The organism is Mesorhizobium sp. Ca11 (assembly GCF_020165275.1).
Taxonomy (GTDB): Bacteria; Pseudomonadota; Alphaproteobacteria; order Rhizobiales; family Rhizobiaceae; genus Mesorhizobium.
The window spans coordinates 186,482-209,696 of the sequence record NZ_JAIUHU010000009.1; the positions used below are offsets into that span (position 1 = coordinate 186,482).

At 65.2% G+C, this 23,215-nt stretch carries 20 protein-coding genes; 10 read left to right on the forward strand and 10 right to left on the reverse strand.

Features of this window, described 5'->3' with window-relative positions; translation table 11 throughout:
• The first annotated feature begins 86 nt into the window (after positions 1–86).
• A complete protein-coding gene (locus LB538_RS18260; protein WP_095767564.1) occupies positions 87–971 on the forward strand; it encodes a LysR family transcriptional regulator in 885 nt (294 codons plus the stop codon).
• Here LB538_RS18260 and LB538_RS18265 read toward each other — a convergent pair.
• From LB538_RS18265 to argH, 6 genes are all read right to left on the reverse strand, one after another.
• A complete protein-coding gene (locus LB538_RS18265; protein ID WP_224527440.1) occupies positions 968–1,570 on the reverse strand; it encodes a 2-hydroxychromene-2-carboxylate isomerase in 603 nt (200 codons plus the stop codon). The two genes, LB538_RS18260 and LB538_RS18265, sit on opposite strands and share 4 nt — an antisense overlap.
• A gap of 71 nt (positions 1,571–1,641) precedes the next feature.
• On the reverse strand, positions 1,642–4,257 hold the full coding sequence (locus LB538_RS18270) for a TIGR02302 family protein (RefSeq protein ID WP_224527443.1): 2,616 nt from the start codon (positions 4,255–4,257) through the stop codon (positions 1,642–1,644).
• 114 nt (positions 4,258–4,371) lie between these two features.
• Entirely contained in the window at positions 4,372–5,313 is a 942-nt protein-coding gene (locus LB538_RS18275) for a threonine/serine dehydratase (protein WP_224527445.1), read from the reverse strand.
• 29 nt (positions 5,314–5,342) lie between these two features.
• Complete coding sequence (lysA, locus tag LB538_RS18280; protein WP_224527447.1) at positions 5,343–6,611, reverse strand: diaminopimelate decarboxylase; 1,269 nt, start codon at positions 6,609–6,611, stop codon at positions 5,343–5,345.
• A 54-nt stretch (positions 6,612–6,665) separates the two neighbouring features.
• Positions 6,666–6,872 (reverse strand): lipoprotein, encoded by a 207-nt coding sequence (locus LB538_RS18285; RefSeq protein ID WP_224527448.1) that lies wholly within the window; start codon positions 6,870–6,872, stop codon positions 6,666–6,668.
• A gap of 127 nt (positions 6,873–6,999) precedes the next feature.
• Positions 7,000–8,400 (reverse strand): argininosuccinate lyase, encoded by a 1,401-nt coding sequence (gene argH, locus LB538_RS18290; protein WP_224527450.1) that lies wholly within the window; start codon positions 8,398–8,400, stop codon positions 7,000–7,002.
• 33 nt (positions 8,401–8,433) lie between these two features.
• Here argH and tlpA point away from each other — a divergent pair, with 33 nt between their 5' ends.
• Entirely contained in the window at positions 8,434–9,117 is a 684-nt protein-coding gene (gene tlpA, locus LB538_RS18295; RefSeq protein WP_224527451.1) for a thiol:disulfide interchange protein TlpA, read from the forward strand.
• 9 nt (positions 9,118–9,126) lie between these two features.
• On the opposite strand, the gene LB538_RS18300 is transcribed toward tlpA, so the two are convergent.
• Positions 9,127–10,167: an endonuclease/exonuclease/phosphatase family protein gene (locus tag LB538_RS18300; protein ID WP_224527453.1), complete on the reverse strand. Its 1,041-nt coding sequence runs from the start codon at positions 10,165–10,167 to the stop codon at positions 9,127–9,129.
• A 239-nt stretch (positions 10,168–10,406) separates the two neighbouring features.
• Here LB538_RS18300 and LB538_RS18305 point away from each other — a divergent pair, with 239 nt between their 5' ends.
• The 5 genes from LB538_RS18305 to LB538_RS18325 all read left to right on the forward strand — a co-directional run bounded on the left by LB538_RS18305 (position 10,407) and on the right by LB538_RS18325 (position 15,695).
• On the forward strand, positions 10,407–11,759 hold the full coding sequence (locus LB538_RS18305; protein ID WP_224527455.1) for an extracellular solute-binding protein: 1,353 nt from the start codon (positions 10,407–10,409) through the stop codon (positions 11,757–11,759).
• Between the two features lie 169 nt (positions 11,760–11,928).
• Positions 11,929–12,813, forward strand: a complete 885-nt coding sequence (locus LB538_RS18310) for an ABC transporter permease subunit (RefSeq protein ID WP_224527457.1) — start codon at positions 11,929–11,931, stop codon at positions 12,811–12,813.
• An 8-nt stretch (positions 12,814–12,821) separates the two neighbouring features.
• Entirely contained in the window at positions 12,822–13,736 is a 915-nt protein-coding gene (locus LB538_RS18315; protein WP_224527459.1) for an ABC transporter permease subunit, read from the forward strand.
• A gap of 11 nt (positions 13,737–13,747) precedes the next feature.
• A complete protein-coding gene (gene ugpC / locus LB538_RS18320) occupies positions 13,748–14,848 on the forward strand; it encodes a sn-glycerol-3-phosphate ABC transporter ATP-binding protein UgpC (protein ID WP_224527461.1) in 1,101 nt (366 codons plus the stop codon).
• 181 nt (positions 14,849–15,029) lie between these two features.
• A complete protein-coding gene (locus LB538_RS18325) occupies positions 15,030–15,695 on the forward strand; it encodes a metallophosphoesterase (protein WP_318011877.1) in 666 nt (221 codons plus the stop codon).
• 151 nt (positions 15,696–15,846) lie between these two features.
• Here the strand turns inward: LB538_RS18325 and LB538_RS18330 are convergent, their stop codons facing one another.
• The 3 genes from LB538_RS18330 to LB538_RS18340 form a co-directional block, all read right to left on the reverse strand.
• Positions 15,847–16,929: an ABC transporter ATP-binding protein gene (locus LB538_RS18330; RefSeq protein WP_095767486.1), complete on the reverse strand. Its 1,083-nt coding sequence runs from the start codon at positions 16,927–16,929 to the stop codon at positions 15,847–15,849.
• Complete coding sequence (locus LB538_RS18335) at positions 16,926–18,500, reverse strand: ABC transporter permease (protein ID WP_224527464.1); 1,575 nt, start codon at positions 18,498–18,500, stop codon at positions 16,926–16,928. Before LB538_RS18335 ends, LB538_RS18330 begins: the two co-directional genes overlap by 4 nt.
• Positions 18,501–18,674: 174 nt before the next feature.
• Positions 18,675–19,679, reverse strand: a complete 1,005-nt coding sequence (locus tag LB538_RS18340; protein WP_224527466.1) for an iron ABC transporter substrate-binding protein — start codon at positions 19,677–19,679, stop codon at positions 18,675–18,677.
• A gap of 203 nt (positions 19,680–19,882) precedes the next feature.
• On the opposite strand from LB538_RS18340, the gene LB538_RS18345 reads away from it, so the two are divergent.
• From LB538_RS18345 to LB538_RS18355, 3 genes are all read left to right on the forward strand, one after another.
• Positions 19,883–20,425 (forward strand): sigma-70 family RNA polymerase sigma factor, encoded by a 543-nt coding sequence (locus tag LB538_RS18345; RefSeq protein WP_095767489.1) that lies wholly within the window; start codon positions 19,883–19,885, stop codon positions 20,423–20,425.
• Positions 20,422–21,060 (forward strand): NrsF family protein, encoded by a 639-nt coding sequence (locus LB538_RS18350; RefSeq protein WP_224527468.1) that lies wholly within the window; start codon positions 20,422–20,424, stop codon positions 21,058–21,060. The genes LB538_RS18345 and LB538_RS18350 overlap by 4 nt, the downstream gene beginning before the upstream one ends.
• 243 nt (positions 21,061–21,303) lie before the next feature.
• The gene (locus LB538_RS18355) at positions 21,304–23,202 is read left to right on the forward strand and encodes a PAS domain S-box protein (RefSeq protein ID WP_224527470.1); all 1,899 of its coding nucleotides are present in this window, start codon (positions 21,304–21,306) and stop codon (positions 23,200–23,202) included.
• The last annotated feature ends 13 nt before the right edge of the window (positions 23,203–23,215 follow it).

The window sequence follows — 23,215 nt, forward strand, 5'->3', positions numbered from 1 at the left end:
TGGGTGTCATGACTATCCTGCGGCGTTTGACATCTGGCAAACGAATTGGAATGATGCCAGCAATCAACTTTGCTTATGGCGACTCGATGCGACCGGTCCTCGACAGCGATCTCTTGCGCACCTTCGTGGCGGTGGCCGAAACCGGCAATTTCACCCGCGCGGCGGAGAAAGCCGGGCGCACGCAATCGGCCGTGTCCATGCAGATGAAGAAGCTGGAGGACATGGTCGGCGACAATCTGTTCGAGCGCGGCTCGCGCGGCGTGGCGCTGACGCGCCGCGGCGGCGAGCTCATCGCCAACGCGCGCCGCATCGTCTCTCTGCTGGACGAGACCGCTGCCTCCCTGGTGGCGCCGCCGCTGGGCGGGCTGGTGCGCATCGGCATTCCGGCCGAGTATGGACGTTCGATCCTGTCGCGGGCGCTGGGCGAATTCGCCAAGCGCCATCCGCGCGTCGAGGTCACAGTGCGCTACGCGCATTCGGATTCGCAGGTGCGGGCGCTCGCGGCCGGCGAGCTCGACCTCGCGGTGGTGTTCGAATGGGAGGGCTCTTCCGGCGGCGAGGTGCTGATGCACGACCCGACGGTCTGGGTGACCTCGACGCTGCACCACATGCATGAGGAACGGCCGGTGCCGATCGCGCTCTACAGCCGCAACGGCTGGTGCCGCGACTTCGCCATCAAGTCGCTGCAGCAGCGCGGCCTCGACTACCGCGTCGCCTACACCAGCGACACCAATGGCGGCCTGACGCTCGCCGTCACGTCCGGCCTGGCGATCGCGCCGATCTCGCGCAGCAACATCCCGCCTGATTGCCGCGAACTGACGGCCGCCGACGGTTTCGGCGACATCGATTCCTCCAACGTCGTCCTGCACCGCAATCCGCTGGCGACCGGCGAAGCGATCGACGGCATGGAGAACGCCATACGCGAGGCGTTCATGCTGACCCGGCAGGCGGGCGCGGCGGCCGGGCTTTAGTCCGGCGGGCCACTTTCAATCTGCCTGAGCCAGCGCATGGCATCATCCAGGCGATCGTCGCCCCAGAACAGCTCGCCGTCGACGACGAAACTCGGCGAGCCGAAAATGCCGAGCGCCTTGGCTTGTTCGGTCGCGGCGGCGAGATCAGCCTTGGCGGCATCGCTGTCGGCCTCCCGCAGGATCGGCTCCGGTTCCTGCCCCGCTTTCTTGATGCTTGCCGAGATGTTCGGCTCGCTGCCGGCCGGCTCACCCATCTCGAACCAGCGTCGGTAGCTCTCCCTGGCATAGGCCTCGCACCAGCCCTCCCGCGCGGCAATGACGGCGACGCGATTGGCGCGCTCAAGTTCGGCAAGCGGGTAGGGCGCGGGCAGTTTAGGCACCATCCTGTACATCGCCGCGCGACGCTCTATGTCGCGCCACATATAGGCGGCCTTCACCGGCTTCTTGGCGAAGGGGATATTGTCCATCTCGATCATGATCGAGCGCACGTTGAACGGCCGCCAGCGGAACTCGATGCCGGTCTCAGCCTGGATCTTCGCCAGTCGCATCACCGAAAGGTAGGTGTAGGTGCTGCCGATGGAAAACCAGAAATCGATCATCGCTCTGTGCTCTCGGCCATGACGCTACCGGTTCTGAACGTGCAGGGCAATCTCGCAACGCCGATGACGGACTATTTCAGCTCCAGCAGCCGCTCGAGATAGCTGCGCTCGATATCGGGGCTGAGCGCGTTGCCGAGCCGTTTGCGGATCGCGTCGAGGATCTGGCGGGCACGCTGGACGTCGATCTCGTCGGGCACCTTGACCGAGGTGCCGTCATCGGGACCGTTGGTGGCGCGGGGTCGTCCCAGCGGGTCGCGATCGGCGTCCTGCTGGCGGCCGCCCTGCTCGCTGCCGCCCTGGTCGCCCTGCATGGCCTGCATCTGCTTCATCATTTCCTTGGCGCCGCGGCGCAGCGCTTCCAGTGCGCGGCCCTGGTGGCCGACGGCTTGATCACCGTCGCCCTGGCCGAGTGATTGTTCGGCATTGCCCATCGATTTGCCGGCCTCGCCAAAGCCCTCATTGGGCTCCATGCCCAGGCCTTCGAGGCCTTTCTTCAACTGATCGAGCTCGCTCTGCAATTGGCCCTGGCCTTCCTGCAGCTGCTTCAGCGCATCGGCCAAATCCTTCGGCGACATTTTCGGCCGGCCCAGCGGATCGCGGTCCTGGCCGGGACCGGGCCGCTGCTGCTGGTCGTCGGACTGGCCCTGTTCGCCATCCTCGCCAAGCTGCTGCTGCTCGCCGCCTTCACCACGCTGCCCGCGCTGCATCTGGTCCAGCCGGAAGGTGTCGTTCATCATTTCCTGCTGGCGGCGCATGATGTCGCCGAGCTTGTCCATCTGCTGGCGCATCTCGCTGTCCTGCTCGCCGCCCGGCTGCTGGCGGCCGGCCTGCAGGTTGTTCATCATGTCCTGCAGCTCGGAGAGAAGCTGCTGGGCCTTGTCGCGATCGCCCGATTTGGCCAGATTCTCGATCTGGTCCATCATGCGGTCGATATCGCTCTGGCGCAGCTCGCGGCCGTTCTGCTGCATCTGCGGCGCATTCGGGTTCTGCTGCGCTCGCTGGGCGAATTCCTGCAGGAACTGGTTCATCGCCTCGCGCAGTTCCTTCATCGCCTTTTCGATCTCCTGATCGCTGGCGCCGTTCTTGATGGCGTCCTGCAACGCCTGCTGCGCTTGGCGCAGCCGCCGCTCGGCGGCCGACAGGTTGCCTTCCTCGATGCCGAGCGCGATCTCCCACAGATAGGACACGACGTTGCGCAACTGATCGTCGCTCTCGGAGAGCTTCAGCCGGCTCCTCGCGCTCATGATGGCGAGATAGTTCGACATGTTGTCGAACGTGTCCTCGGGCCGCAGCGTGACCGCATCCATCAGGTCGAGAACGCGCGGCTTGGCATTGGTGTCGAGCGCCACCAGCCGGCGCTGTTCGATCACCGCTCTAGCCAGCGGATTGGCGAAGGGCCGCTCCGGCATGACAAGCGTTTTGGTTTCACTGGTGGCCGTGTGGCCGGCGTCGTCCGTTGCAGTGAGCGTCAGCTTGATATTGCTGCCGGCCCAGACATGCTCGGTCAGGTCCTTGGTCGTCTTGGCCGCGCTCGGCTTGCCGCCGCGGCGCGGCAGCGTCAATGGCATGTCGGGCGCGCCGTAGAGCGGATGCGCGTTGGCGGCAGGCGGATCCGACAGCTCGAAAACGGCCTTGGCGGAGGCTGCACCATAGTCGTCGGCGATCTCGTAATTGAGCTCGATGGCGCCGTTGACGGCGCGCTTCGGCTCGCCGATGAAGCGGATCGTCGGCGGCTTGTCGGGAATGACGGCAAAGGCCCAGTGGCCAAGATCGCCTTCGCCGGATTTCAGCGTCAGCGTGCCGTTGGTGTTCAGCTTGCCGGAGAACTGGCGCACTTTTGGTGCGGTCTGGCCGGCGGCAGGCGCGGGGCCTTTCGGCGCGGCGGGCTCAATGGCGCGGTCATTGCCGCCTTGATCGGCATAGCTCAGCGTCTCCTCGCCCGAACCGCCGGTGACGCGCAGCGAGATGTCGCTGCCTTGCGGAACGGAAAAGGTCTGGACGGCCTGGTTGGCATCGGCCGTCAGGAACACCGGGGCCTTGCCGGTGTAGGCAGGCGGCGTCACCCAGGCGTCGATGCGCGGGGGCACGGCATCGTGCGCGGCGCGGGCGACAAAAGCGTCGCTGGCCCTGCCGCCAAAGGGTCCGAAGGAGAAGGCAAGCGCCGTGACGAACAGCAGCCCCGCCACGGCGCGCAAGCCCCAGCGGTCGTAGTCCGGCACGCCGGTGCGCGGCCGGTCGGCGCCGAGGCTCGAAAGCCGTTCGGCCATGCGCTTCTGGTGCTCGCGCCACAGCGCCTGCGAGAAGATGCTCTCGGCGCCGCTCGGCCGGTCGGTCTGCACCTGCACCGGGCTGTGCAGCAATTCGTTCGCCGCCTCGATGCGCCGGTCGATCTCGGCTGCCGAGGGCATGCGGAAGAAGCGCAGCGGGTAGAGCGCGGCGACCGCCGCCAGCCCGAACAGGATCAGAAGGCCGACGCGTGCCGCGTCGGGCAGGCGCGGGAACAGGCCGAACCACGAAAAGCTGAAGAACAGGCTGGCGACGACCAGCAGCGGCAGCACGAGCGGCCAGGCGCGCTCGAAGGTCATGGAGGCCCGCGTCGCCAACCGGCTGAGCGCCAAGCGCCCTGCAAAGCCGCGTCCATCGCTGGCCCGGCTGCGTTCGCCGCTGGAAATGGGTCGTTCGGTCATCGGCCCTTCCTGCCCGGGCACGATAGCCCGGACGTCATCGCCAGAAGGATACCAGCAAACACGGCAAAGGCGAGGCGGGTTCCAAAAAACGTGAAGCGGTTTGGCCGGTTATGATCAGAAATTGGCGAGATTCGTGTTCGAGCCGCAGACGAGGACGGCCACGCGCTCGCCGTCTCCGGGCACATAGCGTCCGGAAAGCAGGGCGGCGAAGGCGGCGGCGCCGCCCGGCTCGGCGATGATTCGCACGCGGTCCCACAGCGCCTTCTGCGCCGCGACGATGTCGTCGTCGCTGACCAGGATCGAGCGCTCGACGAAGGCCTCGGCGATCGGAAACATCATTTCGCCGACGCGCTTCGGCGCCAGCGAATCGGCGGCGATGCCCTCGGCCGGCGCATCGACCGGCTCGCCGGCCTCCAGGGCGCGGTAAAGCGTCGGCGCTCCCTCGGGCTCGATGGCGACGATGCGGATGCGGCCAGCGAACCAGGCCGCGATGCCGCCGATCAGGCCGCCGCCGCCGACCGCGACCAGCAGCGTGTCGATCTCGGGCAGGTCGGCCTCGATCTCCAGGCCGAGCGTGCCCTGGCCGAGCAGCGTTTCTTCCTGGTTGAAGGCGTGCACCTGCAAGGCGCTGGTTCTGGCCGCGAAGTCTTCGCTGGCGGCCAGCGCTTCGGCATAGCGCGCGCCGCCGACGATCAGCTCGGCGCCGTAGCCGCGAATGCGCGCGAGCTTCGCTGGCGGGCTGACCTCGGGCACGAAGATGGTCGCCTTGTGCCCGAGCTTCATGGCGGCGTAAGCGACGGCGGCACCATGATTGCCGCCGGACGCGGCGACCACGCCGGCTTCGGGCACTCGGCGTTCGAGCAGGTTGGTGAAGGCGCCGCGCGCCTTGAACGAGCCGGAATGCTGGAGGCATTCGAGCTTCAGGTCGACCGGAAAGGCGGGCCGGTCGAAATCCGCCATGTCGACGCGCATGACCGGCGTGTGGCGTACATAGGGCCGGATGCGCGACTCTACGGCGCCGATGCGTTCGCGCGTGATCGTCTTTTTTTCCAGCATGGGCCAGCTCCTTAAGGCGCGCCGCTCGGTTACTTCAGCCAGTCGGGGACCGAATCCAATCCAATCAGGTCCTCATAGGTCTGGCGCGGCCGCACGACGTGAAAACGGTCGCCGTCGACCAGCACCTCGGGCACCAGGAGCCTGGTGTTGTAGGTGCCGGCTTGCACCGCGCCATAGGCGCCGGCGGTGGAAACCGCGATCAGGTCGCCCGACTTCAATCCCGGAAGGTCGCGGTCGAGGCCGATGAAATCGCCGGTCTCGCAGACCGGCCCGACGACGTCGACCTTCATACGCGGCGCCGAAGCAGGCGGCTGCACCACCGGCCTGATGTCGTGGAAGGCGTCATAGAGCGTCGGCCGGATCAGGTCGTTCATGGCGGCGTCAACGACGAGGAAGTTCTTGGCGTCGCCTTCCTTCACGTAGATGACCTCAGACACGAGGATGCCGGCATTGCCGACGATCAGGCGGCCGGGCTCGAACATCACCTTCAGGCCGAGCTTGGTGACGTGCTTCCTGACGATTTCGGCGTACGCGTCGGGCAAAGGGGGCGGGCTGTTGTCGACGCGGTAAGGAATGCCGAGGCCGCCGCCGAGATCGACATGCGCGATCTCATGCCCGTCGGCGCGCAGCGCTCCGACCAGCTCGACCAGCAATGCGAAGGCATCGTCGAAAGGCTGCAATTCGGTGATCTGGCTGCCGATATGGGTGTCGATGCCGGTTACCTTGATCCCGGGCAGTTCAGCCGCGCGGGCATAGACTTGCCGCGCGCGCTGCCAGGGAATGCCGAACTTGTTCTCGGCCTTGCCGGTCGAGATCTTCTTGTGCGTTCTGGCATCCACATCCGGGTTGATGCGCAGCGAGACGGGCGCCACCTTGCCGAGGGCCACGGCGCGCGCCGACAAAAGCTCCAGCTCAGGCTCGGATTCGACGTTGAAGCAGAGAATGCCGGCCGAAAGCGCAAAGTCCATCTCGCGCGCCGTCTTGCCTACGCCGGAAAACAGGATCTTGCCGGCCGGGATGCCGGCGGCCAAAGCGCGGCGCAATTCGCCTTCGGAGACCACGTCGGCGCCGGCGCCCTGCCTGGCCAGCGTCCTCAGCACGGCCTGGTTGGAATTCGCCTTCATGGCGTAGCAGACCAGTGCGTCGAGGCCGGCGAAAGCTTCTCTGAAGACGCGGAAATGCCGGGTCAGCGTCGCGGTCGAATAGCAATAGAAGGGCGTGCCGACCTCGGCTGCGATGTCGGGGATCGCGACGTCCTCGGCATGAAGAACGCCGTCGCGGTAGTCGAAATGGTTCACGGGTTCGGTTCCGGAAGGTTGAAGCTCGATGGGACCGGGTCGATCTCACCGGCTCTAGAGCAGGGGGTCGAGGATGAATTTCCTGTCCTTGACCGGTTTGTCCGGCTCGGGCGGCACCGGCTGCTTGGCGCGTTCGGCATCCTTGCGCGCCTGCTCCGCCGCCTCATAAGGCGTGTCGAGGCCGGTCTTCCTGCCGCAGGCCGTGACGGTGACTACCGCAGCCAGCAGCGCCAGCGTCACCAAAATCCTGCTACGGGTCATCGATCCATCCGTTCGAAACTGATTGCGTGCTGCGCTTTTAGCCGAGTTCTCAGCGCTTTGCATCCCGGCAATTGTTTTGATGCATGTCGTTTACCCAGAACCGCTGCACACTTCTGGGCGACATGCATTAAGCCTTGGCGAGCCGCTTTTTCCAGTAGCGGATCTGCTTTCGCACTTCCGACGGCGCGGTGCCGCCGAAGCTCGTGCGGCTCTTCACCGAATTCTGCACGGCAAGCACCGAGAAGATGTCGTCGGTGATGCCCGAATGGATCGAGCGCAGGTCGTCCAGCGAGAGCTTTTCCAGCCCGAGCTTCTTCTCCTCGGCCAGCGCCACGGCGCGGCCGGTGATATGATGGGCTTCGCGGAAGGGGAGGCCCAGATTGCGCACCAGCCAGTCGGCTAGGTCGGTCGCGGTGGCGTGACCGGCGCCTGCGGCCTTCTTCATGGCGGCGGCGTTGACGGTCATGTCGCGCACCATGCCGGCGGTCGCCGCCAGCATCAGGTCGAGCGTCTCGGCGGCGTCGAAGACCGCTTCCTTGTCCTCCTGCATGTCCTTGCCGTAGGTCAGCGGCATGCCCTTCATCACGGTCAGCAGGCCGACGAGATGGCCGTTGACGCGGCCGGTCTTGCCGCGCACCAGCTCGGCAGCGTCCGGGTTCTTCTTCTGCGGCATGATCGAGGAGCCGGTGGAGAAGGAATCCGACAGGCGGATGAAGCCGAATTGCGGCGTCGACCAGATAATGATCTCCTCGGCGAGCCTGGAGAGGTGCGTCGCGCAGATCGCGGCGAGGCTCAGGAACTCGAGCGCGAAGTCGCGGTCCGAAACGCTGTCGAGGGAATTGCGCGTCGGCTCGCGGAAACCCAGCGCCTTCGCCGTCATGTGGCGGTCGATTCCGAAGCTCGTGCCGGCAAGGGCCGCGGCGCCCAGCGGGCTTTCATCCATGCGCTCGATGGCGTCGCGGACGCGCGAGAGGTCGCGGCCGAACATCTCGACATAGGCCATCAAGTGGTGGCCGAAGGTCACCGGCTGCGCCGCCTGCATGTGGGTGAAGCCGGGCATGACGGTTGCCGCATGTTCCTCGGCGCGTTCCAGGAACGCGGCGATCAGGTCCTTCAGCGCCAGGGCGACGCGCTGGCACTCCTGCTTGACCCAGAGCCGGAGGTCGACCGCCACCTGGTCGTTGCGCGAGCGGGCGGTGTGTAGGCGTCCCGCCGCCGCGCCGATCAGGTCGGCAAGGCGGGCCTCGACATTCATGTGGATGTCTTCCAGCTTGGTCGAGAATTCGAACGTGCCGGCCTCGATCTCTTTCAAGATCGTGTTCAGCCCGTGAGCGATTTTTTCTTGATCGGCGGCCGAAATAATGCCCGTTTGAGCCAACATCTCGCTATGGGCGATCGATCCGCTTATGTCCTGCGCATAGAGCTTGCGGTCGAAGCCGATCGACGCATTGATCGCTTCCATGATCGCGGCCGGACCCGAGGCAAAACGTCCGCCCCACATCTGGTTGCTGGCCTTCTTGTTGCTCATCGCTATAACCCGTGCTCCGGAGCAGTTTTGAAAATGGCAGACGGCAAGAGATTGTTTTTTCCGACTACGCGCCTCATCCTCGCCGCTTTGGTGGCGGGCGTGCTGGCCGGCGCGGTCGCGGTATATGTCAGCGAGAGCGGTTCTGGCAACAACGCTCCCGAGAAGGCCGTCGCGGTCGCCGGCAAGGACGATGCCGCCTGCGCGCCAAAGGCCGCCCGCGCCAAGCAGGTCGCCGCCAAGGCCGTCGGCCAGGTCGCGGCGCTGCAGCCGGCCGATCCGCCGCAATCGCTGAAGAGCTTGGCCTTCAACGGCCCCGACGGCAAGCCAATGACAATCGCCGACTATGCCGGCAAGACCGTGCTGCTCAATCTGTGGGCCACATGGTGCGCGCCGTGCCGCGCCGAGATGCCGGCGCTCGATGCGCTGCAGAAGGAAAAGGGCAGCAATGCCTTCGAGGTCGTCGCGGTCAATGTCGACACCGGCGACGACGCGAAGCCGAAGAAGTTCCTCAAGGAAATCGGCGTCGAGACGCTCGGCTTCTACCGGGACCCGACGATCGCGCTGTTCAATGAAGCGAAGACGCGCGGGCTGGCGCTCGGGCTTCCCGTGACCATGCTGATCGACGGCGAAGGCTGCTTGATAGCGCATATGAACGGCCCGGCCGAATGGTCGAGCCCCGACGCCAAGCGGCTGGTGGAAGCGGCGCTCGAACCCTGATCGTGGCCGCTATCTTATCCGCACCGTAACCACCAGCGCCTCGTGGTCGGCGCTCGGACTGCCGTCCGGCAACACCGCCGGCAGCGTCTCCGGTGCGCTTGCCGCAAGGCCGCGGGTGAAGAACCAGTCGATATGGCCGGTGGGCGTGGTGTCGCCCGCCGGGCGCCGCTGCGTCGGCTTGTCAAACGCATTGGCGTCGCGCCAATCGTAGCCACGCCCGGCCATGATGGCGAAGAGGGGCTCGTGGCGGTCGGGGCACATCAGCCGGTCCGGCTCGGCATCTATGCAAGCCTGCCATGCTGCCGGGTCGGTGTGACGCTCTTCATAGGTGGCGGTCAGCGTGTTGAAGTCGCCGCCGATCAGGACCGGCGCTTCCGCGTCATACCTGTCGATGGCGTCGAGGAGGTGGCGCGTCTGGTCGGCACGGCCGGCAGGCGTCGTACGGTTCTCGAGATGCACCGAGACGACGGTGACTCGGCGCTCGCCCACCATCACCTGGCCGCCAAGCGCCATGCGGCCGCCGATGCGCGGCTGGCCGTGCTCCGGCAGGAACCAGGCGCCGGCCGCATCCAGCCGAACGAGGAAAGGCCGCAGCAGCGGGACGGCGCTGGTTATGGCGTTGCCATGGAAGCCCTCAACGTTCTCGGCGCCGCCATTTGCCGCTTGCTCCGCCTCATTGCCGGCGCCGAGTTCAAGGAACTCGACGCCATAGGCATAGGAATGGCCTAGACGATCGGCAAGCCGGCTCAGAAGATGGCCGTTGCCGGAGCGCGCCATGCCCTTGTCGACCTCCGACAACAGCACAACGTGCGGCGCTTGGCCGGCGATCGTTGCGGCGATCGCATCGACATGGCGCAGCCGCTCGACGTTCCAGGCCATGACGGTCAGGCTCTCGCCGGCGCTCTCGCGCGACGCCTTGCCGCCGATCTCGATCTCGCCGAGAGCGGGAACGGCGGCGGCGTGGCGCAGATGGGTGGCGCTGTCGCGCGGTCCGTCCCGCATGGCGTTGCGGGCGACGACGGGCACGTGCGTGAGCTGCGGGACCAGCATGTCTCTTCTCATCCAGTTAGCCGGTTAATCACGGAGGCCTTTTCGACGCTTCGCAGCGCCCTAGCTTCCTAGAGCGCCGATGTGACGTTTTCATGCCGGCGCGACCGCTGCCAGGGGAGGAGAGACTGGCTGTCCATAGGGCCTCAGGGCCACAACAGAACTGTCACATACCTTCTCTATGAGAGCGGGCAAGGACTTGCGCAAAACCTTGTCACACTGCCACTCAAGAGGGAAAAACCATGACGATCATCAAGCGGGGCTTTGCCGCCCTTGCCGCCGGCGCGCTCAGCACCGCGCTTGCGATTCCTGCATTTGCGGAGCCGGTCAAATTCGATTTCTGGTTCGGTCTTTCGGGCGATCTCGCCCGCGTCGTCGATACGCTGTGCAAGAACTTTAACGATTCCCAGAAGGACTACCAGGTCGTCTGCACCAGCCAGGGCAATTACGACGCCACCCTGCAGAACACGATCGCCGCCTTCCGCGCCGGCAAGCAGCCCACCGTCGTCCAGGTCTATGACGTCGGCACCGCCACCATGATGCTGTCGGGCGCCTACAAGCCCGCCGACAAGCTGATGGAAGAGAACGGTTACAAGATCGACTATAGCGACTATTTCCCAGGCATCGCCCGCTACTACGCGACGTCGAAGGGCGAGATGCTGTCTTTTCCGTTCAACTCGTCGACGCCGCTGATGTACTGGAACAAGGACGCCTTCGCCAAAATCGGCAAGACCGAGGCGCCGAAGACCTGGGAAGACGTCGCCGCCGACCTCAAGGCGCTGAAGGACGCCGGCTATGATTGCCCGATGGCGATCAACATCTCGGCCAATGAAAGCTGGCAATTGATGGAGCAGTTCTCGGCGCTGCACAACCAGCCTATCGCCACGAAGAACAATGGCTATGACGGTCTCGACGCTCGTCTGGAAGTCAACAAGACCAAGTTCGTCCAGTACGTCACCGATCTCAAGAAGTGGTATGACGCGGGTCTGGTCAAGATCAAGTCCAAGGACCTCGGCCAGGACATGGTTCAGGCTTTCGCCACCGGCACCTGCCAGCTCATCCTGACCTCGGTCGGCGATCACGGCACCGTCGGCCGCACCCAGAAGGAAGGCATGAAATGGGACGTCGCCGAGCTCCCGGTCTATGCCGGCACCGAGCGCAAGAACTCGCTGGTCGGCGGCGCTTCGCTGTGGGTGCTGTCGGGCAAGTCGGACGCGGAATACAAGGGCGCGGCAGCGTTCCTCAACTTCATCCACGACCCCAAGACCGCTTTGTTCTGGTCGACCAACACCGGCTATATCCCGGTGACGAAGTCGGGCTTCGATTTCATGAAGTCCAACGGCTTCTACGACAAGGCGCCCTATAAGGGACGCGAAGTGGCGATCGCCAGCCTGACCGCCTCGGAGCCGACCGAGATCACCCGTGGCATCCGCCTCGGCAACTTCACCCAGATCCGCGCCGAGTTCGGCACGCAGATGCAGGCGATCTTCGCCAACAAGGTCAGCGTGCAGGAAGGCCTCGATGCGCTGGTCAAGAATGGCGACGCGATCCTCGAGCGCTTCCAGCAGACCTATCCGGGTAAGACCCTGCCCTGATCCCGGATACTGGAACGGCCGCCCGCCGAGCATCGACGGGCGGCCATTTCATATGGATTTTTGATTTGGGCATGCCTTTGTCTCCCGAAACCGGTTCCCACTTTCGGGAGACATGCCTTAGTCTTGTGCCGCGCGAGCGGGTTGGCGGTTCAACGACATCGGCGGATCGATGGAAAAACGCGTCACTTTCAGCAAATGGACGATTGGCATCCTGTTCGCGGTGCCGCAGCTAATTCTGATCTTCACCTTCTTCTACTGGCCAGCCGGGCAGGCGGTGTACTGGTCGCTGACGCTGCAGCAGCCCTGGGGGGGCGGCAATATCTGGGTCGGGCTCGACAATTTCCGCTCGATCCTGTCCAACGCCAGCTACTGGGACTCGATCACCGCCAGCATGATCTTCGCCGGCATCAGCACGGGACTTGCGATGACAATCGCGCTGGTGCTCGCCGCCTTGACCGACCGCCAGCTTGCCGGCTCATGGCTTTACCGCGTGGTCCTGATCTGGCCTTACGGCATCGCCGCACCGGCGCTGGCGCTGGCGTTTCGCTTCATCCTGGCACCGGAAGCCGGCTTCATGGCCGTGGTCAACCAGGTCTGGCCCGGTTTCTGGGACCCCGGCCTTGACGGCGCCGACGCCATGGCTTCGATCATCATCGCCTTCTCGTGGAAATATGTCGGCTACAATTTCATTTTCTTCCTCGCCGCCTTCCAGGCGATTCCGCGCTCGCTGATCGAGGCGGCGGCGATGGACGGCTCCGGCGTCATCCGGCGCTTCTGGGATATCCAGTTTCCGCTGATCACGCCGACCATCTTCTTCCTGCTGGTCATCAACATCACCGAGAGCTTCCAGGATTCCTTCGGCATCGTCGACATCATGACCGCAGGCGGACCGGCCAACGCCACCAATCTGATGGTCTACAAGATCTATTCCGACGGCTTCAAAGGCCTCGATTATTCGGGCGCCGCCGCGCAGAGCATCATCCTGATGCTGCTCATCATCGCGCTCACCATCGTCCAGTTCCGCTTCATCGAGCGGCGCGTGCATTATCGTTGAGGCGGGCCATGGTCGAGCGCACCCCGATCCTCAATTTCTTCACGCATCTGATCCTGTTCGTCGGCTTCGTATTCTGCGTGGCGCCGTTCGTCATCGTGGCGATCGCCGCCTCGCATAATCTGAAGGACGTCAACGACGTGCCGATGTCGCTGCTGCCGGGCAGCGATTTCTGGGTCAATATCAGGACGGCCTGGACGACCGCCGACCTCGGTCCGAAGCTGTTCAATTCCTTCATCATGGCGTTTGGCGTCGCCGCCGGGAAAGTCATCATCTCGGCGCTGACCGCCTTCTCGATCGTCTATTTCCGTTATCCCGGCCGCATGCTGATGTTCTGGCTGATCTTCATCACGCTGATGCTGCCGCTCGAGGTGCGCATCGTGCCGACCTACGCGGTGGTCGCCAACGTGCTCGAGCCCTATCAGGCGATCATGGACCTGACCGGCCTCTCCTGGCTGATCGAAAAGGTCTCGGGCGTGCAGGTTTCGCTCAGCCTGGGACTGCTCAATTCCTATAGCGGCCTGATCCTGCCGCTGGTCGCCACCGCCACCGGCACCTTCCTCTACCGCCAGTTCTTCCTGACCGTGCCGGATGAGTTGACCGAGGCGGCGCGCATGGACGGCGCCGGTGCGCTGCGCTTCTTCGTCGATATCCTGCTGCCGCTGTCGCGCAACAACATGGCGGCGCTCGGCACCATCATGTTCCTGTGGGCCTGGAACCAGTATCTGTGGCCGTTGCTTATCACCACCGACCAGTCGCATGCGATGGCGGTGACAGAGCTGAAGCAGCTCATCCCCAATGTCGGCGGCGCGCCGGAATGGCATATCGCCATGGCCGGCACGCTGATCGTCATGCTGCCGCCGCTGATCGTCGTGGTGCTGATGCAGCGCTGGTTCGTGCGCGGCCTGATCGCCACCGAAAAATAGGGAGACGGAAAATGGCCTCCATCGCCATTCGCGGCGTCAAGAAGAACTACGCCAAGACGCAGGTCGTGCATGGCGTCGACCTCGACTTCGCGTCGGGCGAATTCGTCGTCATCCTCGGGCCGTCCGGTTGCGGCAAGTCCACGCTGCTTAGAATGATTGCCGGGCTGGAAGAGATTTCCGACGGCACGATCGCGATCGACGGCACGGTGGTCAACAAGCTCGAGCCGCGCGAGCGCGGCTGCGCCATGGTGTTCCAGAACTACGCGCTCTACCCGCATATGAGCGTGGCCCAGAACATCGGCTATTCGCTGAAGGTGGCCGGCGTTCCGTCGGCCGAACGCGCCCAGCGCGTCCAGGCGGTTGCGCGGGTCCTAGAACTGGAGCACCTGCTCGACCGCAAGCCGATGGCGCTCTCCGGCGGCCAGCGCCAGCGCGTCGCCATGGGCCGCGCCATGATCCGCGAGCCGAAGGTGTTCCTGTTCGACGAGCCGCTCTCCAACCTCGACGCCAAGCTGCGGGTGCAGATGCGCTCCGAGATTCGCAAGCTGCACCGGCGCCTCAGCGCCACCTCCGTCTTCGTCACGCACGACCAGGTCGAGGCGATGACGCTGGCCGACCGGCTGGTGGTGATGAATGGCGGCCGTGTCGAGCAGGTGGGCACACCGGCGGAAGTCTATAGCCGGCCGGCGAGCCGCTTCGTCGCCACCTTTGTCGGCGCGCCGGCGATGAACATGCTCGAAGGCACCGTCACGCTCGACGGGCTGTCATTGCTCGGAGGCAGCCGCAAGCTCAACGTGTCGCGCACGGGCGTTCCCGTGGGCGCGAAAGTCGCGGTCGGTATCCGGCCGGAGGCGGTGCGCATGGTGGCGCCGGGCACGCCGGGAGCGCTTGCGGCGACCGTCGATCTCATCGAGGAATTGGGCGCCGGCCGCGTCGTCTATGTCGATCTCGACGGCGTGCCGTTCTCTGTCGTGACGTCGGAGATCGTCCACTCCGAACCGGGCAGCACGATCGGCCTGCAGTTCGCCGAAGCGGACCTGCACTTCTTCTCCTCGGAGACGGGCGGCAGGCTCGACGTGTTCAAGGCCTCGGTGCCGGAACCGGTGCTGTAAGGCGGGCCTTGCAAGGCTGACTTTGCAAATTATCTGAGGGTTCACGGAATGAAGATCATCCAGGTCACCGACGTTCCATCTCGATCGTCGGCGCCAGATACGCTATGGCGCGGATCTGAACGAGCGGCTCGATCGCTGCATAGATCATATCAATACTCGGCATGGAGATGCGGCGCTCTGCATCTTCACCGGCGATCTGGCCGACGACGGCGAAGCCGAGAGCTATGCCGATTTGAAATCGGCGCTGAGCCGGCTCACTGTGCCTTACCAGCTGCTGCCTGGAAACCATGACCGGCGCGCCAATCTGATCGCCGCCTTTCCGGATAACGGGACGGACGGCAACGGCTTCGTGCAGTCGGTGCTCGACACGCCGGAAGGGCGACTCGTTTTTCTCGACAGCATGGCGGAGGGCCGTGTCACCGGCGAGTTGTGCGACAACCGGCTTGCATGGCTCGACGTACGGCTTGGCGAGGCGGCAGGCAAGGCGGTTTATATTTTCCTGCATCATCCACCCGTCGAGCTTGGCCTCACCCTGCTCGACCCGCTCGGCCTCGAACAGCCGCAGCGGCTCATCGACGTGCTGACCCGCCACGGCAATGTCCGCTACATCTTCTTCGGCCATGTCCATCGCGACATCGCCGGCACCGTCGCCGGCATTCCGTTCTCGGTGCAGCGCGGCCTGCATGCCCGCTTCATGCTCGACCTGGTCGGCGACGAAGTGGTCGAGCAGGCGCCACCCGCCTATTCGATTATCCTGATCGATGGGCAGCGCGTGGTCATCCACAGCGTTGATTTCCTGGAGCAATGGCCGCTTTGGTCGCCTGCAACTGGGCAGCGCGTGCGCTGAGGCATGCCGATATTCAGGTGAGGCCGGCCTGCAAACGGCGGTTTCCTGCGCTTCCGGTGCTCACGTACTTCAAGTACGCTCCGCTCCGGTTCTCGAAACCCGCCGTTTTCGGCTCGGCCTGACCTGAATATCGACACGCCTCAACCCCGACCTAAGCAAAGACATGCGCCTTGCCGGTGACGGTCAAGCGCACGATCTCGCCGATCTCCGGCGCGTCCATGCCTGTCCTGCGCAGGATCAGCGGCGTGTTGCCGATGGCGGCCGCATCGGGCGGGTCCGGGCTGTTGAGCAGCCGCACCGCGACGGTGCAGACCGAACCCGCGAACTCGCAGTCCGTCACTTCGCCGAACAGCATGTCGGGTGTGCCCGACATGCCTTCGCGCGAGGTCCGTTTGAGCAGGATCTGCTCGGGCCGCAGCATGATGCGGGCGACATCGCGCCGTCCCTTCGTGTCGACGGCGATGCGGCCGAGCCGCGAGACGGCGAAGCCGTCCGCGATCCTGGCCGGCACGATGATGGCGTCGCCGAGGAACTCGGCGACCATCCTGTCCCTGGGTTGGAAATAGAGCTCTCGCGGCGTGCCGACCTGCGAGAACAGCCCTTCGCGCATCACCGCCACCTGGCTGGCGAAGGACAGCGCCTCGGCCTGATCGTGCGTGACCAGGATGGTGGTGATGCCCGCCTCTTCCAGAAGCTCGGCCACCGCCTTCCGCATCGAAGCGCGAAGCCCGGTGTCGAGCGCCGAGAACGGTTCGTCAAGCAGCATCAGCCGGGGCTTCATCGCCATGGCGCGGGCAAGCGCCACGCGCTGCTGCTGGCCGCCGGAAAGCTCGTGCGGCCGGCGCTTCAGGATCGCCTTGTCCAGCCCCACGATGTAGGCGAGCTCGACGATATGCTCGGCTCGCTTGTCGGCATTCCGCGGGATGCCGAAGCCGATATTGTCGGCGATGGTGAGATGCGGGAACAGGGCACCGTCCTGGGCCACCACGCCGATGCCGCGGCGATGCGCGGGCACGGCCGCGCCGCCATTGGCGAGCACCTTGCCGTCGAGTGCGATGCGGCCGCGGTCCGGCGCCTCGAAGCCGGCGATCAGCCTGAGCAAGGTGGTCTTGCCGCAGCCGGACGGCCCGACGATCGCGGTGCGGCTGCCGCTTTCCACCGCAAGGTCGACGCCGGCGAGCGCCGTCACCGGGCCGTAGCTCTTCGCGACGCCGCTGAGTTCGAGAAAGCTCATCGTCCGGCCATCCGCTTCGACTGGATGTAGAGCCACCAGGTCATCGGCAATGACATCGCCACCATGATCAGCGCGTAAGGGGCGGCGGAGGCGTAGTCGATCTCGCCGCTATAGGACCAGAATGCCATCGCCAGCGTGCGGGTGCCGTTGGGCGCCAGCATCTGGGTGGCGGTGAGCTCGTTGGTGATGCCGAGCGCCACCATCGCCATGCCGGCCGCGGCGCCCGGCGCCGAAAGGCGGATGGTCGTCGACCACAGCGCCTTGACCGGCGGACGGCCGAGGCTGGAGGCGGCGCGCTCCAGCTCCACCGGCGCCTGCGCGATCGAGGCGCGCAGGCTTATCAGCGCGCGCGGCAGGAACATCAGCGCGTAACCGAACAGGATGGTGAACAGCGTCTGGTAGAGCGGCAGCGCGACGCGCACGGTGATGGTCACCAGCGCCAGCGCGATGACCACGCCCGGCAACGCGCCGACGATATAGTTGCAGCTCTCGAGCAAACGCTGCAGCGGCCCCGGCACGCGGATCGAAATCCAGGCCATGGGCATGGCGGCAACCGTTGCAAGCACCGCGCCGGCGATGGCGAGGAACAGCGTCTGGCCGAGCGCCAGGCCGATCTCGTCCCAGCGCCAGACTTCCGTGCCCCCGGCGATCAGCCAGCGGCTGACCGTGACGAAGGGCACGCCGAGCGACAGCAGCGCGACGCCGGCCGGCAAAAGCAGGCATGGCAGGGTGGCGCGGCCGAGGCGAGCGCGCTGCTGCTTGCGCGCGGCGCCGGAACCGACGCGGGCATAGCGCTCCTCGCCGCGTATCATCACCTCGAGGGCGAGCAGGAAGAGGCAGCAGACCACCAGAACGGCGGCCAGCATGTTGGCCGCCGGACCGTTGAAGGTCGACTGGAACTGGTCGACGATCGCGGTGGTGAAGGTGTCGAAACGGATGAAGACATAGAGGCCGTATTCGGCCAAGAGATGCAGGCCGACCAGCAGCGAGCCGCCGCAGATGGCGAGCCTGAGCTGCGGCAGCACGACGCGCGCGAAGACCCGCCACGGGTCAAGACCGAGCGCCGCGGCCGCATCCTCCAGCGCCGGATCGAGGCGGCGCAGCGCGGCGGCGATCGGCAGGTAAAGGAATGGGAAATAGGCGATTACGGAGACCAGCACGCCGGCCCACAGCCCATGCAGGCCCGGAACGAAGCTGATCCAGGCATAGGAGTGCACGAACGCGGGGATAGCGAGCGGCGCGACCGAAAGCCACGACCACCAGCGATTGCCGGGCAGGTCGCTGCGCTCTGTAAGCCAGGCCAGCGCCACCGACAGCACGATGGCGATCGGCACCGTGACGACCACCAGGAGCACGGTGTTGACCAGCAATTCGCCGACGCGCGGGCGGAAGATCAGCGCCACCACGGTGTCCCAGCCGGTCTGGATCGCGACCCAGATGATGAAGGCGAGCGGCAGCAGCGCGATGAGCGAGATAAGAGCCGCGGCGAGCGTGATCCATGATGTGGGCCGGCGCTCCTTCATCCGGGCCGCAGGCAGTCTTGCCGGCGTCATGTCGATCGCCGATTGCATCAGGCAGGCCGCTGGGTCGCCTCCGCCTGCCGGCGGAAGCGGTCCGATGTGCCACTCAGGCGGGTCGAAGCGCAGTCGACTGTCATCGACGAAGCGATCTCCAAACAAAAACGCTCCCGCGGAAGGCAAATTCCCGCGGGAGCACGGTCGTTGCCCTTTTAGGACGAACGCGAACTAAAGCAAGCCGGCTTGCGTCATCAGGTCGATGACCTTCTTGGAATTCAATCTCGCCGGATCGACTTTCGGCGCCTGCAGATTGGCCAGCGGCACCAGCTTCGGGTTGGATTGGGCATCCTTGCCGATCGCATATTCATAGGACGTTCCGGTCTTCAGCACGTCCTGGCCGCCCTTGCCGGTCACCCACTTCAGGAATGCCTGGGCTTCCTTCGGATGCTTGCTGGAAGCCAGCACGCCGCCGCCCGACACCGAAACGAAGGCGCCCGGATCCTGGTTCTTGAAATAGTGAAGGCCGATATTCCCGCTGTTCTCGCCGGTCTTGGCCTGATCGCCGAAATAGTAATAGTGGTAGATCACGCCGCCATCGATCTCGCCGGCATTGACCGCCTTCATCACCGTCGAGTTGCCCTTGTAGGCGGTGAAATTCTCCTTCATCGCCTTCAGCCAGTCGGCGGTAGCGGCCTCGCCCTTGAGCTCAAGCAGGGCGCTGACGATGGCCTGGAAGTCGGGGCCGGACGGCGAGGCGGCCCAGCGGCCCTTCCAGCTCGGATCGGCAAGATCGAGCAGCGACTTCGGCAACTGGTCTTCCTTCAGCTTGTCCTTGTTATAGGCAAAGACGGTGCTGCGGGCGGCGACGCCGACCCATTTGCCAGTCGACGGCTGGTATTCCTGCGGAACCTGCGCCAGCGTATCGGCGTCGACGGGCGCGAACAGGCCGGCGGCCTCGACCAGCGCCATTGCCGGCGAATTCTCGGTCAGGAACACGTCGGCCGGCGAGGCCGCTCCCTCGGCGACGATCTGGTTGGAGAAGTCGCTGTCGCCGCCATTGCGCAGCGTGACCTTGATGCCGGTTTCCTTGGTGAAGCCCGCTGCCCATTCCTTGGCGAGGCTCTCATGCTGGGCATTGTAGACGATAATGCCTTGATCCTCGGCCTTGGCCGGGCCGGCGATCAGGCCGAGCGCCAGCGCGGCGCCGGCAAGCGTGGAAAGGGCAATTTTCATGGGCATCGTCCTCAATTCGAGACAGGGGTTTGGGCACGGCTGCACCTATCAATACATGATTGTTATAGTCAACATTGTGATCCTGCTTCAATCGGTCGCCGTTCCGCAAACTTTCGTGATTTTGCGGCAGTTTGGCTTGGACATTATTTCGCCGGCCACGTAACAAACCAGGGCCGAGACGCGAACATTGGGGGTAAACTCTTGTGACCGGCAAGGACGAGGCCGAGCTTTCCCGGCTGCTCAGGGCCGCGATCGCGGGAGACGAAAGGGCTTATGCCGACTTTCTGCACGGGATCGCCGCCCTCGTTCGCGGCTTTGTCCGGCGCAAGATCGTTCAAGGCGGGGTCGATCCCGAGGATGTCGTGCAGGAAACCTTGCTGGCCATTCATGTCAAACGCCACACCTGGCGGCCTGATGCGCCGGTGCTGCCCTGGGTCTATGCGATTGCCCGCTTCAAGCTGATCGACGCGTTCCGCCGGCGCGGGCGGCGCATCGAGGTCGAGATCGACGAGATCGCCGAAACCTTCGCCGAGCCGGAGGCGGAAACGGTGAGCGAGCGCGACATCAACCGGGCGCTCGACGGCCTGCCGCCGGCGCAACGCTCGGTGGTGGCATCGATCTCGGTCGATGGCCATTCGATCGGCGAGACGGCGAGCAAGCTCGGCATCAGCGAGACGGCGGTGCGCGTGTCGCTGCATCGCGGCCTGGCCGCGATCGCCAAAAGATTTGGACGAACAGCGACATGAGGACAGAGGATCTCATCAAGGCGCTCGACGCCGATGCCCGCGACGAGGCGATGCCGATGGGCAGGGCCTGGTGGCTGGCGGTCGGCGTGGCCATGGCGATCGCGGCGATGGTCTTCTTTGCGACCATCGGGCCGCGTCCCGACATCATGCCGGCCATGCACACGATGCGCTTCATGTCCAAATTCGTGTTCACGCTGACGCTCGCCGCCAGTGCCTTCGCGTTGATTCGCGCGCTGTCGATGCCGGGTGCTTCGACCAGGTGGGCGACGGCCTCGATGATTGCCGCACCGCTTCTGGTGGTGCTCGCGGTGGTTCTCGAGCTTTTCGTCGTGCCCGAGGCCGATTGGGGCAAGCGGCTCATCGGCTCGAACATGATGATCTGCATGAGCTTCATCCCGCTGATCGGCATCGGCCCGCTGGCTATCTTCCTCGGCATGCTGCGCTATGGCGCGCCGACGCGGCCGGTGTTGGCGGGCGCGGTGGCCGGCCTGCTCGCCGGCGGGCTCGCGGCGACCTTCTACGCCGCGCATTGCTTCGACGATTCGCCGCTCTTCGTCGCCACCTGGTATACGGTCGCGATCGCCTTCCTGACCGCGCTCGGCGCGCTAGGCGGACGGTTTTTCGTCCGCTGGTAGGATTAGACACCGATCCTTCGGTACAGTTTTGAAACAGTACCTTAATCATACCGGCAATTGTTTGCCGGTTATCGGAGCAGCCGCTGCCGCTCGTGCAACCATTCCTTAAAATCGATCCGCCAGAGTTGTGGCAACGCGCAGTCGCGCATTGGGTGGGATCGCATTGTGGCGTGGTTGAGTTGGAAAGGTCCGCGGGCCGGCAAGCGCGCCGTGCCCGTCTTGATGGCAGCCGGACTCGTTGCCTTGACCGCATCGGTCCTGTTGCCGGCGCTGGAACTCGGCACGGACGCGTTGAAGGTCTGCCTGCAGATATCCGTCGCCGTCACGGCCGTCACGCTGTTTGTCTCGGCGCTGTTCATCCGCAAGATCATCGACGACCGCCGGCAGATTGCCGAGAGCGAGCAACGCTTCCGCCGGGCCATGGAGGATTCGGCGATCGGCGTCGCCATTGTCGGCCTCGATGGCCGCATCCTTCAGGCCAATCCTGCCTTCGCCGACATGCTGGGATACACCCGCTCGGAAATCGAGGCGCTGACCTTCTTCCAGATCACGCATCCCGACGATCTGCAGATCGGCCGCGAGACGATGACGAGCCTGAAGGAAGGCAAGATCCACTCCTTCCATTTCGAGAAGCGGTATCTGCGCAAGGACGGCACCCCGGTCTGGGCGCAGCTCGCCGGCTCGGTCATCCGTGAAGAGGAGACAGGTCGTCCGCTCTATCTGGTGTCGCAGATCGAGGACATCGATGCGCGCAAACAGGCCGAGGCGCGCATCGCCGAGGCAGAAGACCGGTGGAATTTCGCGCTCACCAGTGCCGGACAGGGTATCTGGAGCCTCGATATGCGCAGGGGCGGCACCACCTATTCCGAAACCTGGGTGAAGATGCTGGGCTATGCCGATGGCGAGCTCGACGGCGACCCCGATCGCTGGCTGGCCATGATCCATCCCGACGACCAGGAACGCGTCGCCGAGGCGGATCGCGCGCATCTTGCTGGCGAGACGCCCTTTTTCGAGGCCGAGTTCCGCATGCGGCACAAGGACGGCCGCTGGGTCTGGATTCTCGACCGCGGCAAGGCGATCGAGCGCGATGGCGAGGGCCGCCTGATTCGGGCAATCGGCAGCCTGACCGATATCACGGAACGCAAGGAGGCCGAGGCGCGGCTGATGGTTTCGGCGGCCATGCTGGCCGACGAGAAAGAGCGTCTCAGGGTGACGTTGCAGTCGATCGGCGACGCGGTGATCTGCACCGATGCCGCCAACCGCATCACCTTCATGAACCCGGTCGCGGAAAAACTCACCGGCGTCGTGGCCGGCGAGGCCCTGGGCAAGCTGCTCGGCCATGTCTACTGGGCGGTCGACGAGGAAAGCGGGCAGAAAATCGGGCTCTCGCGCCCTTCCGCGAGCGAGCAGCCGCACTGCGACCAGAACACGCGCGCTGTGCTTGTCCGGCGCGACGACACGCGCTGCAGCATCCGCCAGGTGGTGTCGCCGATCATGAACGACCGCGACGAGTTCTGCGGCCTCGTCATCGTCTTCCAGGATTTCAGCGACGCGCGCGCCCTGCAGCGCCAGCTGGCCTACGCCGCCGCGCACGACGCGCTGACCGGGCTCGCCAATCGCTCGAGCTTCATCCGCATCATGGAGGACCTGGTCGACCAGTGCCGCCTCAATGGCGGCGAGCATCAGTTCATGTTCGTCGATCTCGATCACTTCAAGGCGGTCAACGACACCGGCGGCCATGCCGCGGGCGATGCGCTGCTCAAGCGCGTGGCCGACGCCCTGCGCAATGTGCTTGGCCCGGAAGACATCGTCGCGCGGCTTGGCGGCGACGAGTTCGCCATCGTCCTCAAATCGGGCGCCGCGGCCTGCGGGCCGATCGCGGCGCGCTCGATCATCGACGCCATCGGCAATCTCGACTTCAGCTGGGACGGGCGCCCGCATTCGATCGGCGCCAGCATCGGGCTTGCGCCGATCCGCGCCGCTTGCGGCGAAGTGGACGAGATCATCGCCCGCGCCGACGCCGCCTGCTATGCCGCCAAGGCGGCCGGGCGCGGCTGCGTTTCCGCCGCGCCCGACGAAGTTTCGACAGGCGAAATCTCGAACGGCGGCGTGCCACTTCCGCCGCTCGCCGCGGCGTCCTGAGCCGCGTCGAAAA

What these genes read in the sequence shown, in the direction of transcription:
- LB538_RS18260 (WP_095767564.1), top strand. Translation starts at nt 87, where the DNA reads ATGCGACCGGTCCTCGACAGCGATCTCTTGCGCACCTTCGTGGCGGTG.
- LB538_RS18265 (WP_224527440.1), bottom strand. Translation starts at nt 1,570, where the DNA reads ATGATCGATTTCTGGTTTTCCATCGGCAGCACCTACACCTACCTTTCG.
- LB538_RS18270 (WP_224527443.1), bottom strand. Translation starts at nt 4,257, where the DNA reads ATGACCGAACGACCCATTTCCAGCGGCGAACGCAGCCGGGCCAGCGAT.
- LB538_RS18275 (WP_224527445.1), bottom strand. Translation starts at nt 5,313, where the DNA reads ATGCTGGAAAAAAAGACGATCACGCGCGAACGCATCGGCGCCGTAGAG.
- LB538_RS18285 (WP_224527448.1), bottom strand. Translation starts at nt 6,872, where the DNA reads ATGACCCGTAGCAGGATTTTGGTGACGCTGGCGCTGCTGGCTGCGGTA.
- argH (WP_224527450.1), bottom strand. Translation starts at nt 8,400, where the DNA reads ATGAGCAACAAGAAGGCCAGCAACCAGATGTGGGGCGGACGTTTTGCC.
- tlpA (WP_224527451.1), top strand. Translation starts at nt 8,434, where the DNA reads ATGGCAGACGGCAAGAGATTGTTTTTTCCGACTACGCGCCTCATCCTC.
- LB538_RS18300 (WP_224527453.1), bottom strand. Translation starts at nt 10,167, where the DNA reads ATGCTGGTCCCGCAGCTCACGCACGTGCCCGTCGTCGCCCGCAACGCC.
- LB538_RS18305 (WP_224527455.1), top strand. Translation starts at nt 10,407, where the DNA reads ATGACGATCATCAAGCGGGGCTTTGCCGCCCTTGCCGCCGGCGCGCTC.
- LB538_RS18310 (WP_224527457.1), top strand. Translation starts at nt 11,929, where the DNA reads ATGGAAAAACGCGTCACTTTCAGCAAATGGACGATTGGCATCCTGTTC.
- LB538_RS18315 (WP_224527459.1), top strand. Translation starts at nt 12,822, where the DNA reads ATGGTCGAGCGCACCCCGATCCTCAATTTCTTCACGCATCTGATCCTG.
- ugpC (WP_224527461.1), top strand. Translation starts at nt 13,748, where the DNA reads ATGGCCTCCATCGCCATTCGCGGCGTCAAGAAGAACTACGCCAAGACG.
- LB538_RS18330 (WP_095767486.1), bottom strand. Translation starts at nt 16,929, where the DNA reads ATGAGCTTTCTCGAACTCAGCGGCGTCGCGAAGAGCTACGGCCCGGTG.
- LB538_RS18335 (WP_224527464.1), bottom strand. Translation starts at nt 18,500, where the DNA reads ATGCAATCGGCGATCGACATGACGCCGGCAAGACTGCCTGCGGCCCGG.
- LB538_RS18340 (WP_224527466.1), bottom strand. Translation starts at nt 19,679, where the DNA reads ATGAAAATTGCCCTTTCCACGCTTGCCGGCGCCGCGCTGGCGCTCGGC.
- LB538_RS18350 (WP_224527468.1), top strand. Translation starts at nt 20,422, where the DNA reads ATGAGGACAGAGGATCTCATCAAGGCGCTCGACGCCGATGCCCGCGAC.